Annotated in this window: 5 protein-coding genes, 2 tRNA genes, 2 rRNA genes and 1 pseudogene; 4 read left to right on the forward strand and 6 right to left on the reverse strand. The window is 32.5% G+C overall.

All coding sequences use genetic code 11. The features are described from left to right. Position 1: 1 nt before the first annotated feature. From ACWUD1_RS02095 to ACWUD1_RS02110, 4 genes and pseudogenes are all read right to left on the reverse strand, one after another. A pseudogene (locus ACWUD1_RS02095) lies at positions 2 to 4,458 on the reverse strand (ATP-binding protein). 84 nt (positions 4,459 to 4,542) lie between these two features. Then, positions 4,543 to 4,653, reverse strand: a 5S ribosomal RNA gene (gene rrf, locus ACWUD1_RS02100). Between the two features lie 25 nt (positions 4,654 to 4,678). Next, positions 4,679 to 7,611 (reverse strand): 23S ribosomal RNA (locus ACWUD1_RS02105). Positions 7,612 to 7,895: 284 nt separating this feature from the next. Beyond that, a complete protein-coding gene (locus tag ACWUD1_RS02110; protein WP_472756879.1) occupies positions 7,896 to 8,735 on the reverse strand; it encodes a Cof-type HAD-IIB family hydrolase in 840 nt (279 codons plus the stop codon). A gap of 146 nt (positions 8,736 to 8,881) precedes the next feature. Here ACWUD1_RS02110 and hpt point away from each other — a divergent pair, with 146 nt between their 5' ends. From hpt to purB, 3 genes are read left to right on the forward strand one after another with little or no spacing between them, the layout of a single operon-like run. After that, on the forward strand, positions 8,882 to 9,406 hold the full coding sequence (gene hpt, locus ACWUD1_RS02115) for a hypoxanthine phosphoribosyltransferase (protein WP_472756880.1): 525 nt from the start codon (positions 8,882 to 8,884) through the stop codon (positions 9,404 to 9,406). A gap of 9 nt (positions 9,407 to 9,415) precedes the next feature. Beyond that, positions 9,416 to 10,699 (forward strand): adenylosuccinate synthase, encoded by a 1,284-nt coding sequence (locus ACWUD1_RS02120; protein WP_472756881.1) that lies wholly within the window; start codon positions 9,416 to 9,418, stop codon positions 10,697 to 10,699. Continuing rightward, on the forward strand, positions 10,684 to 12,087 hold the full coding sequence (gene purB, locus ACWUD1_RS02125; protein WP_472756882.1) for an adenylosuccinate lyase: 1,404 nt from the start codon (positions 10,684 to 10,686) through the stop codon (positions 12,085 to 12,087). Before ACWUD1_RS02120 ends, purB begins: the two co-directional genes overlap by 16 nt. Positions 12,088 to 12,097: 10 nt before the next feature. Here purB and ACWUD1_RS02130 read toward each other — a convergent pair whose 3' ends face one another. Further along, positions 12,098 to 12,655 (reverse strand): DNA-3-methyladenine glycosylase, encoded by a 558-nt coding sequence (locus ACWUD1_RS02130; RefSeq protein WP_472756883.1) that lies wholly within the window; start codon positions 12,653 to 12,655, stop codon positions 12,098 to 12,100. Positions 12,656 to 12,845: 190 nt separating this feature from the next. Here ACWUD1_RS02130 and ACWUD1_RS02135 point away from each other — a divergent pair. Further along, positions 12,846 to 12,919, forward strand: a tRNA-Ile gene (locus ACWUD1_RS02135). A gap of 245 nt (positions 12,920 to 13,164) precedes the next feature. On the opposite strand, the gene ACWUD1_RS02140 is transcribed toward ACWUD1_RS02135, so the two are convergent. Further along, positions 13,165 to 13,239 (reverse strand) — tRNA-Ala (locus ACWUD1_RS02140). Positions 13,240 to 13,306 lie beyond the last annotated feature (67 nt).

The following is a 13,306-nucleotide window of genomic DNA, read 5'->3' on the forward strand; positions in this document are numbered from 1 at the left end:
ATTATGACTTCCCTATTTTACCAGAATTCATCATAAGCTTAATAATTTTAATGCTTTCTTCAAAATTGTATGCTCTTATACACTTAACAAGAGATTCAAATAACAAAATATGATTATCATCCAAACTATATTGTTGAAGAATATCAAAGACCCTCTTATACTCTTTAGGATTCCTATTTTCTATACCGTTTAAAAGCTTTTGCATAAGACCCAAAAATTCATCATGGCTTTTAAATTTCAATTTTTCACGATAGTCATTCTTAATAACATTTAAAATCCGCTCTCTTATGTTCTTAACAAGAACGATCAAATCTTTACGTACTTTAGAATATAATACTTTTAATTCATTTATTGAATCTGTACTTGTTTCAATGTGCTTAAAATCCTCAAATAAGTCGCTACGCATGTTGCAAAGTGTTCCAACAATTGAATGTGCCAGCTCTTTTACTAATTTGATATTGTTTGAATTAAAAGCTTCATCCAAATCAAGTATAAGATAATCCATCATATCAACAAACCCTCTGCATAAGTCAACATACATATCATAGGAAATGTTTAAATCTTTTAAAGCATTAGTAATATCTAAATTGGGCAAATCAAAAAATTCATATAATTTCTTGTTCTCTATAATATTATTATCTTCAACCTCAATATATAAATATTTTTTTAACATATATTTAATTGAATTAATGTGTATTGGTTTAGCAAGATAATCATTCATTCCATTTTCTAAACACCTATCTTTATATTCTCTTAATGCATGTGCAGTAACAGCTATTAATACACATGGTGTCAAATTATTTTGACTTTCAAATTTACGTACTTCTCTAGATACCGTAAATCCATCACAAATTGGCATCCTTATATCAATAAAAGCCATAGCATATCTTTTAGTTTTTAAAACTTCAATAGCCCTAACGCCACTTCCTACAATATCAATAGAACTCTCTTTAATACCTATGACAATCAAAATATTTTTTAAAATTTTTTGATTAATTGCATTATCTTCAGCTATTAGAATTCTAACATTACCCCCAAGCTTAAAAGTGCTAGATTCACTTACTATTGGGACATCTACAATTGGGCCATTTTTAATCCAATCAGAATAAAAATTCCACCTTTTAAAAGGTTTTTGCATGTATTCATATTTAAAATTAATGATCTCCTCACTATTTAAATAATAGAACACAAATACTATTCTTGTATTACGATTTAAATTTTCAATCTTATCAGCAAACTCAAGCCCTGCTTGCAAACCAGAAGAATCATCAACATTTATAAAAATAAGATCATAATGAGCCCTATAATAGGCCTTATAAGCATCTTCATAAGAATAAAAATAATTCATGTTGTTATAATCAAATAATTTACTTATCTTATTTAAAATCTCAACTGTTTTTTTATTTAAAAATAAGCTTAAAATCCTTTTGTTCCTTACCAATTCCAGCTTATTTAATTCTTTACTCTCAAGTTTATTACCTAAAACAAAAGGCAAAATGAATGAAAAAGTTGTTCCCTTTCCTATCTCGCTTTCAACTTTAATACCAGGTCCACCCATTAAATTAACAAGCTTTTTAGATATTGCAAGTCCAAGACCGGTCCCTTCATGCTTTCTTGCATCAGAATTATCTCCTTGTCTAAACAATTCAAATATTATCGGTATATTGCTCTCTTTAATTCCCTCCCCAGTATCAGTTACCTTAAATTCCACAGCAACTATCTTATTTCCATTATTATCTTCTGTATTGTTTACAACTTCATAATTTACAACTACTATTCCGTCTTCAGTAAATTTAAAAGCATTTCCTATTAAATTAATAAGTACCTTTTTAAGTCTAGAACTATCTCCTATTAAATAATTCTCTAAATCTGACTTTGAATAAAAAATTAAATCAAGATTTTGCTTAGCACTATGAGACTGAAAACTCCTTATAACACCTTCAATTTCATGCTCTAAATTTATTTCGCTATTTTCAATACATATCTCATTCATATCTATTTTAGAGATATATAATATTTCATCGATCAAAGAAAGTAATGAAATAGATGAATAATTGATCATTTGTACATACTCTTTTTGAACACCTACGAGATCAGTATTTTCCAAAAGCTCAGTGGCTGCCATTATGCCATTAATGGGAGTGCGAATATCATGACTCATACTTGCTAAAAAAATAGTCTTGGCATCAAGCGCCTCCTCAATAACTTTTTTTTCACTGATTGCAAAAGAGTACATTTTTTTCCTAAATCCTATCTCTTTCCACAAACTAGATAAAAAAAATATAAAGATAGTACAAACAAACGCACCAATGGTTAATAGTGCCAGACTGTTTTTTTTAAATCTTATATCCTTTGAGCTCTCATAAACATTAAACACCCAGTCATCAAAGTATAACTTATTATTATGATTTGCAGGAAATAAAACTTTTTGTATAATCCTTCTTAAAATATGATCTTGATTATGAACTGCAATATTTAAATTAAATGTTAAGTCTGAGAAAGTAAGAACTTTTTTAATATCCCTAATGTTTAAATCTTCGAAATTTATAGTAGCAGTGTATTCATCACTAACAATTCCCGTGACCTTGCCTCTATAGAGAAATCCAAAGCTTCTTTAAAGTTATCAACCTGTACTAGTTGTGCGTTTATTTGAGATTCCAATTTTTTGGAATATAAAAATTTCAACACTGCAAGATGATCAGAAAACTTTGAACTAAATACTCTAGTGCGATTTGAAAAAAGATATAATGGTACTCCTGAAATCACTTTAATATTAAAAACATGATCTAAATTGGCATCGTCTAAATTAGAAGACAATACATCTATTTTCCCAAGTTTAATTACTTCTTCAATCTCTCTTTCCTGCACACTTATAATATTAAAACTCAAATTCGTAAATCGTCTTATTTTCTTAATTAGCCATTCATTAACTCCTTTATAACGACCAGAATCAAAATAATCAATAGGATACCAATCTTTAACAGCAAGATTTAATTGCTTATTATTTTGTAACCAAATTTTTTCTTCTATATTAAAATTATTAACATTTATATGCCTATGCCCATAAAAATTATCTCGATAATTATCAACCTCATCTTGCCCAAGCCAATTTTTATATATCTGTAACAAAGTATCAAAAAAAATGTTGGATGTTAACGCATTAAGCATATAAGCAAATAACTTCAAGTTTTTACTATTATTAACAGCTAATATTAAAAGCTTTTCTTTACGTAAACTTGAATCTTGCGACCTTGCTATATGATTATAGCCATACACTCTAGTTAAATAATTTGTGGTAACTACATTTTCTACAAATCCATATGAATTATTTACTATATCTGAAAAATTATTTACTATGTCTGTATTCTTGTCTAATGAAGCACCATTAAAATCAAGATCAATCATTTGTGAATTGATAATTTCATTACTATTTTTAGCCTTTGTCAAATATAAATTAAAAGTTAATGCACATATTGCATTGAGCGCCCTATATTTTTTAGAGTTCAAAATACTATCGCCTTCAATAATTCCACCCCAAACACATACATCTTTGTCATCCAAACCATTCTTAATACTTTCCTTTGGAAATCCTATAAACTTCACTGAAAAACCATATTCTCTGGAGAGAGTATTCCATAAGTCAACTAAAATGCCTGAAAATTTACCCTTAGAATCAATAAAACTAAAAGGGGGATAATCGTCATATAGTCCAACATCAAGATTAAACGAAAAATCTAATTCCTTAAAGGGAACATATTCCTCTTTGGAAAGAAATTGTACATAACTTAAAAAATCAAGTTCTAAGCCTCTTAAATTCATAGTAGCATTCTTACTAATAGCGGCCCTTATGCTGAAACTGTAAAAATACTCAGAATTAGCAATTTCAGCAAAAGATGGGTAAAAAGAACTATGCCATACATAAAATAATGACTTATAACCTCCATACGCCAAATCAATCTTATTCTCTCTTAATGCTAAAAGTAATGTTGTAGTATCTGGAAATAAAGAAACATTATTGGTATAACCATGAAACTTTAAAATATCTTCATATATAGTATTCTTCACAACACCTACATTTAACTCATTTGAGAGAAATAAATAGGGGGGGGCTTTCCCTTTTGCTGAATTATAAATCAGTGCAGTTACACATTTTCCAATTTCATTTTTAAAATATAAATAATCGTTTAAGTACTCATTATAAGTTAATCCTAAATAAACTACATCATCTTCAATTTTATTCTTATCAAGATAATCGATTGCCTCTATGCTAATGTCATAATTATGATCTTCTGCCCATTTATTTAAAAGAGAAAAAATCATACCAACCATCTTGCCTTCTCGATTTTTATAATAAAGAGGATAATGTTGATCTATAAGCTTAAATTTTAAAGTTTGATTAGCTGGCAAACTGATATGAGAGAAAAAAAATATAAATACAAAAATACTTAAAACGCGCATAATTAATACTATTCATGATATATGCTTTATATATGTAATAACTATTATATATATAATATATTCATGCATACAAAATATAAAAAACCCTGGCAACAACCTACTCTCCCGCGAACTCGCAGTACCATCAGCGAATAAGAGCTTAACTTCTGTGTTCGGAATGATAACAGGTGTTTCCTCTTTTCTTTAATCACCAGGGTTATTTTATAAGGAAGATAAAAATATGGCCAAAGATTGGGGTAATTAGTATTAGTCAGCTTAATATATTACTATACTTACACTTCTAACCTATCAACCTGGTATTCTTCCAGGACCCTCATAGGATATCTCATCTTGAGGAAGGCTTCCCACTTAGATGCTTTCAGCGGTTATCCCTTCCGAACGTAGCTACCCAGCACTTACCCTTGGCAGGATAACTGGTACACTAGAGGTTCGTCCATCTCGGTCCTCTCGTACTAGAGATAGCACCTCTCAAATATCCAACGCTTGTGGCAGATAGGGACCAAACTGTCTCACGACGTTCTGAACCCAGCTCGCGTACCGCTTTAAATGGCGAACAGCCATACCCTTAGGACCTGCTCCAGCCCTAGGATGCGATGAGCCGACATCGAGGTGCCAAACCCTTCCGTCGATGTGAACTCTTGGGAAGGATAAGCCTGTTATCCCCGGAGTACCTTTTATTCGTTAAGTGACGGCGCTTCCACTCGCTACCGCCAAATCACTAAGACCTACTTTCGTATCTGCTCGACTTGTCAGTCTCACAGTTAAGCTACCTTATGCCTTTACACTTACAGAGTGATTTCCAACCACTCTAAGGTAACCTTTGCGCACCTCCGTTACTCTTTGGGAGGCGACCGCCCCAGTCAAACTACCCACCTGGCACTGTCCTCATAAGAACATGAGTTAGAAACTTAATTAAACAAGGGTGGTATTTCAAGTGCGACTCCACTACCCCTAACGAGATAGCTTCAAAGTCTCCCACCTATCCTACACATATTTAACCAAATCTCAATACCAAGATATAGTAAAGGTTCACGGGGTCTTTCCGTCTAACCACAAGTAATCGGCATCTTCACCGATACTTCAATTTCACCGAGCTCCACGTTGAGACAGCGTCCAAATCGTTACACCATTCGTGCGGGTCGGAACTTACCCGACAAGGAATTTCGCTACCTTAGGACCGTTATAGTTACGGCCGCCGTTTACTGGGGCTTGAATTCAATGCGTCGCTTTTACACTAACATCTCCTCTTAACCTTCCAGCACCGGGCAGGTGTCAGTCCCTATACTTCTCTTTGCAGATTTGCAGAGACCTGTGTTTTTGGTAAACAGTCGTTTGGACCATTTTTATGCTACCTAATCTCTTAGGTCATACTTATCCCGAAGTTACGTATGTATTTTGCAGAGTTCCTTAACGTGGATTTCTCGCGCGCCTTAGAATTTTCATCCCACCTACCTGTGTCGGTTTGCGGTACGGTCCCTTATAGCCTAACCTTAGAAGTTATTTCTTGGCACCTTGACTACCTACATTTCATGCTGCCTAAACAGCACTCATCATCACATCTCAGCTCTCTTAGCGGATTTACCTGCTAAAATCAACACCTTAATGCTTAAACTAGGACTACCATCGCCTAGCAGTAGTTAACCTCATGCGTCACTCCAATCGAAACTATAAGAGGTACGGGAATATTAACCCGTTTCCCATCGACTTCACTTTTCAGCTTTGCCTTAGGGGCCGACTAACCCTGGGAAGACGACCTTCACCCAGGAAACCTTAGGTTTTCGGCGAATGGGGATCTCACCCATTTTTTCGTTACTCATACCTGCATTCTCACTTCTGATACCTCCATCAAACTTCTCAGTTTAACTTCTCAGGCTTACAGAACGCTCCTCTACCATTCTAACTAAGTTAGAATCCAAAGCTTCGGTAATGTATTTAGCCCCGTTACATTGTCGGCGCTTAAGTACTCGACCAGTGAGCTATTACGCACTCTTTAAAGGTATGGCTGCTTCTAAGCCAACCTCCTGGCTGTTTACGTACCTAAACCTCCTTTTCCACTTAATACATTTTTGAGACCTTAGCTGTTGGTCTGGGTTGTTTCCCTCTCGACCATGGACCTTATCGCCCATAGTCTCACTCCTATTCATTATGCAATAGCATTCGGAGTTTAACTGAGTTTGGTACCCTTTGACAGGCCCTAGCTCAATTAGTGCTCTACCTCTATTGCACTAAAATAAGGCTGAACTTAAATCCATTTCGAGGAGAACCAGCTATCTCCGAGTTTGTTTAGCCTTTCACTCCTATTCACAGCTCATCCCTGCCTTTTTAAACAGACTAGAGTTCGGCCCTCCACTTGGTTTCACCCAAGCTTCAGCCTGGCCATAAATAGATCACTCGGCTTCGGGTCTATCACATCTAACTAAATCGCCCGTTTAAGACTCGCTTTCGCTGAGGCTCCAGCACTACTATGCTTTAACCTTGCTAGACATGATAACTCGCAGGTTCATTATGCAAAAGGCACGCCATCACCATGAATAGTCATGGCTTTGACTGCTTGTAAGTCTACGGTTTCAGTTCTATTTCACTCCCCTCCCGGGGTTCTTTTCACCTTTCCCTCACGGTACTCTTCACTATCGGTAGCTTTATAGTATTTAGCCTTGGAGAGTGGTCTCCCCAGATTCAGACAGGGTTTCTCGTGTCCCGTCCTACTTAGGAACATCTTTAAGAAGATATTTACATTTAAATTACAGGGCTATCACCTTCTTTGGCTAACTTTTCCAAGTTATTCTTCTATATAAATATTTTGTAACTTCTCAGCTTATTACAGACTAAGCTTCAAGCGTCCTACAACCCTCTAAATGCAACGCTCTGCAGCTTGACACATTTAAAGTTTAGGCTATTCCCCTTTCGCTCGCCACTACTTAGGGAATCTCTTTGATTTCTTTTCCTCAGGGTACTTAGATGGTTCACTTCCCCTGGTATAGCCTTTACTACATAAGTAGTAAATAATTAGCATCTAGCTAATTGGATTACTCCATTCGGTAATCTTGGGATCATAAAATGTTTGCTTTTCCCCCAAGCTTTTCGCAGCTTACCACGACCTTCTTCGCCTTAAAGCTCCTAGGCATCCACCATAGACTCTTTATTACTTTGACCATATTTTTATCTTCCATCTCTAATTTGCCAATCGTTTATACAACATAAAATAATATATACTTTTAGTTTTACTATGTCAATACCATTGACATACTTTTTATCAAATAATTTTTCAAAGCCAAACGGCCATATAAGAAACATTAAATCAAATTGTAATTTTTCACAAAAATTCCATAACCTAAACACAAAACAACACTTAATATTCATCAGTATCTACATAAATGACTTTTACCCAAATAAATCAAATTTAAAACGTTTAAATAAATAAACCTAACTAAACATGCCTAATGAGTAATATCAAGGTCAAAAAACTCAATTAAAAATTTTGCAACCCCATCTTCATCATTATCAAACTTTGTAAACTCATTATTTGGTAAATTATTCTTAACACAATCATTTGCATTTTTCATCAGAACACCTTTTCCCACATTCTTTAACATATCATAATCATTGCCATTGTCTCCAAACGCTAAAATATCATCAATATCAATGCATTCAAACAAGGCAATATTTTTAATAGCATTATACTTGCTAGCTTCAATACTTGTAATTTCTAAGAGATCATTAGCAGAATAAAATATGCTTATATCTTTAAAATTTTTTTCTCTGATTTTATCTTCAAACACTTCAAGCTTCAAACAATCCTCAGAATAATAAACTATCTTCGAACACGAATCTATATCAAGTTCAAATAAGTTAGTAATAATAGGTTTTAATCCTAAATTTTCAATAAAATAACCCATAATTGGACTTTTAATTTCTCTATCAGAATACCAATCATTAAGAGTATAGAGATTGACATCAATGTTCCCTCTATCTAATTTAAGAATTTCCTTCACTAAGTCATAACTTAGTTTATATCTCAAAATCAGATTATTTCTCAAAAATACTTCAGCCCCATTTGCCGTTACAATATAACGTTTGTCAATTTGCACCTCTCTGAGTTGCACTAAAACATCCTTAATTTCATATAATCTCCTACCAGTAGCAATAATTATATGAAAATCTTCTTTTAATTTTAAAAGAACTTTAAAGGTCAACGACGTAATTTCATGATTACTATTCAGCAGAGTACCATCAAGATCAAAAACCAACATCTTATACTTAGCATAATTGGAATTCATTATTATACCCTCTTGTTCAATAAATAATATCACATTCAAACAATAACTTATAGCTGACAATTCGCAAAAGACTTGAATTAAATTGACAAAAAAAATATAATGATGAAAGCAAAAAGTTGAAGATAGAGAGTTAAATACAAAGCTGAATGAATGATGAAATTTCAACTTTATTCACAGAAGAAAAAATAAAAGACAAAATTAAAGAGCTAGCTCGAGAAATTAGACATTATTATGAAGGTAAAAAAAATGTAGTTTTTATATCACTTCTTAAAGGCTCTTTTATGTTTTTTGCAGATATTACAAGAGAAATCGGGCTGAATGTAAAAATAGATTTTTTACACGCATCAAGTTATGGAGATAAAACTCATTCTTCATTAAATGTAATAATAAAGAAAGATATCGATATCAATATAGAAAATAGTTATGTGATAATTTTTGATGATATTATAGACACCGGGCTAACATATAAAACAATTATCGCACACTTGAACACCAAAAATCCCAAAGAGATTAGAATCTGCACTCTTTTTAATAAAAAATCCAGAAGGCTTGCGGAATTAAAAATAGACTACTCTGGATTTGAAATTGAAAATGATTTTATAGTCGGTTATGGTATCGATTTTAATGAAAAACATAGAACTTTAAAGAATGTATCAAAAATAAATAAATAGGAGATATTTATGTCAATCTATGCAATTGTCGGGACTCAATGGGGAGACGAGGGTAAAGGAAAAATTATAGACTTCCTCTCATCAAAAGCAGATTATGTTGTAAGGTTTAACGGAGGAAATAATGCTGGACATACAATTGTTGTTAATAATCAAAAATTTATCTTCAATATATTACCATCAGGTGTCTTACAAGGAGCAAAAGGCATACTTGGACCTGGAATAGTAATTGATCCAGCAATTCTAATCAAAGAACTTGAAACGCTTAAACTCAATAATATAAAAACAGAACTATCTATAAGTGATAAGGCTCACATAATAATGCCCTACCACATTAAACTGGATGAACTTAGTGAGCAAAAAAAAGGTGTTTATAAAATCGGAACTACAAAGCGAGGTATTGGGCCTTGTTATGCAGATAAAATCAACAGAATTGGCATAAGGGCTATTGATCTACTTGACATAGAAATTTTTAAAAAAAAACTCAAGACAAATCTAGATGAAAAAAATGAAATTATAGAAAAAATATACAATGATAAACCATTTAATTATGACGACATCTTAAATAGATATAAAGAATATATAGCAATACTTAAACCTGCAATCACAAATACAGATAAAATATTAAATCACTCCATCGAGTCAAAAAAAATAATCGTCATAGAAGGGGCTCAGGGTACAATGCTTGATATTGAACATGGAACATTTCCATTCGTAACATCCAGCAACACATTAATTACAGCAGCAGTAGGATGTGGTATCCCCATCTCAAAAATCAAACATAAAGTCGGCATAGTTAAGGCCTTTGCCTCAAGAGTTGGAGCAGGTCCTTTTGTAACCGAAATTTTAGATCCCATTGGTGACCAGATTAGAGAAAAGGGACAGGAATATGGCTCAACAACAAAAAGACCTAGAAGAATTGGTTGGCTTGATCTTTTAACGATTAAAAAATCAATAGAACTCAATGAATTAAACTATTTAGCATTAACTAAACTAGACATATTAAACCAAATTGAAAACCTTAAGATTTGTACAGCTTACGAATTTCAAGACAAAATATATGACTATATACCTTCTTCTTGCGAAATACTTGAAAAGGTTAAACCTATATACAAAGTCTTTAAAGGATTTACACAAGACATAAGAAATATAAAACACTACGAAGACTTGCCCATTGAAGCCAAAGAGTACATTGAATTTATAGAAGAAGAAGTGGGAATTCCAATTGCAATTCTATCTATTGGAGAAGAGAGAGAAAAAACTATTTTTAGGGATAAAAAATGGATCAATATATAAACCCATTAAAGTCACGATACTCAAGCAAAGAAATGCTTTATATTTTCTCACCCAAATTTAAGTACACCACGTGGAGGAAATTATGGTACAACTTAGCTCTAACACAAAAAGAATTGGGAATAGATATCGATAACAAACAACTCGATGAATTATCTAAGCACATTGAAGACATTGATTTCAACATTGTAGAAAAATACGAGCAAAAATTTCAACATGAAGTCATGGCACATCTTTACGCTTATGCTGACTTAGCTGGCAAGGACGCCAGAAAGATTTTACATCTAGGTGTTACAAGCGCATATTTAATTGACAACACAGACTTAATTCAAATCAAAGAAGCTTTACTGATCATTGAAAATAAATTGATAAGGCTTATAAAGACTTTAAAAGAATTTTCAATAAAACATAAAAATTTGTCAACACTCAGCTTTACACATCTACAAGAGGCTCAATTAACAACTCTTGGCAAAAGAAGTAGTTTATGGCTTCAAAGTCTAATTTTTGACTTTAAAGAACTTGAATTTCTACTGTCTAATATGTGCTTCAGGGGAGTAAAGGGAACGGTTGGGAATCAAAATAGTTTTAAAGAATTATTTTCATCCAACTTTGAAAAGGTAAAAAATTTAGATACAAGTCTTGCAAAAAAAATGGGATTTGACAAAGTTTATAAAATAACTAGTCAGATTTATGATCGCAAATTTGATTCATTAATATTAAATTTTTTGAGTAATCTAGCCCAAAGTTCACATAAAATCACTAATGACATCAGATTCATGCAACATCTTAAAGAAATTGAAGAACATTTTGAAACATATCAAATAGGTTCATCAGCAATGCCTTATAAAAAAAATCCTATTTATAGTGAAAGGGTAGCATCTCTTGCCAAGTTTATAATGAGTCTACAATCAAGTGGTGGGCTCATAGCAGCAACTCAATGGCTTGAGAGAACTTTGGATGATTCAGCATGCAAAAGACTAAATATTGCCCAAGCATTTTTAGCCAGTGATGCTATCCTGATACTGTTAAATAAAATAATTAGTGGTATGAAGATAAATAACAAAATTATTGAAAAACACGTAAAAACAGAAATGCCATTTATATTAACAGAAGACATATTAATGAAAGCAACAAAAAATGGTGGAGATAGACAAGTTTTACATGAAAAAATAAGAATTTATTCGATGCAAGTAAGGGAAAGCCTTTATGAAAACACCTCTGAAAATGATCTAATCAAATTAATCCTCAACGATAAAAGTTTCAGATTATCATCTAAAGATATAGATGAAATCTTAAACCCAAGCGAAAATATAGGTTTTGCCCCGCATCAAGTTGAAGAATTCATTAAACAAATAGTAGATCCTATTCTTGAAAAAAACAAAGAATATTAAGATACACATACTAATATTTAGACACAAATTTATTTCCACTTATATAAAACCGCCAAGGTTTATTCGCATACTCTTTACCTGCATAATCAACATTTATTCTTTTTGAAGATGATATTTCAAAATCAAAAGACAAACCTTCCCTTAGAAAAAGCTCACAATTATTAGTAAGATCAACTTTATTAAAATTTAAACCTATATCTAAAAATTTCGTAAGCTTGCCAGGTCCATTAGTAAATACTCCATTAAATTTTGGTGAAATCGGTTCAACACCTCTTATTAAAACAGCCTGGGGATTATTCTCATTAGATGTCACGACATTTAACATATAATACATGCCATAAATCATATAAACATACGCATATCCCCCTATATTATACATGGCACTAATACGAATTGTTCGCTTTCCCCCATAAGAATGGCAAGCCCTATCTATTACACCCATATAAGCTTCCGTCTCAACTATTCTTGAAATAATTTCTCTGCCATCACTCATTTTCCTAACCAGTAAGTGACCAAGCAAAAATTTGGCTACAGTAACAGCATCGTGCATAAAAAATTCTCTATTCATCTATATAATTTTAAAGTAAAATAAACCCCAAATTCAAAACTTTTTGTAAACGTACTTATACTTGAAACTAAAAATCAACTTCTAAAAACAAATATCCGACAAATACCATAAAAACTGTCTCGGAAAAATAAACCATATATTGACAAACATCATAAAGTTAAATAGAATCTTAAAGGGTAATAAAATTTTAGGGATCATAGCTCAGGTGGTAAGAGCGCAGGTCTGATAAACCTGAGGTCGGAGGTTCAACTCCTCCTGGTCCCAATTGATTTAAACTTTAAGGTCCTTTTAAGTACTAAATCAACAAAATTATGTCCAAAAGTGTCAAATTACATACCATGTCTATTACTAAAAAATATCATGAAATCTTTCTTTAAGATATAAAAAAAATATTTTATCTGAATATCAAAATTTTAATTAAACTATCTTAATTCTTGAAAAGAAATCTAATCAATACACCTCAAATATTCTATAAATAACTTAAATTACACTGACTTCTTGGTAGACGATGGAGGTTAAGGGATTCGAACCCTTGACCCCCGGCTTGCAAAGCCGATGCTCTAAACCAACTGAGCTAAACCCCCCAAAAAATTAAAAAAAAAGACAAGGGAAGAGTTAAAATTAAGTATTCAGCTTAAATTTTCTTTCTCT

Source organism: Borrelia tillae, assembly GCF_055693965.1.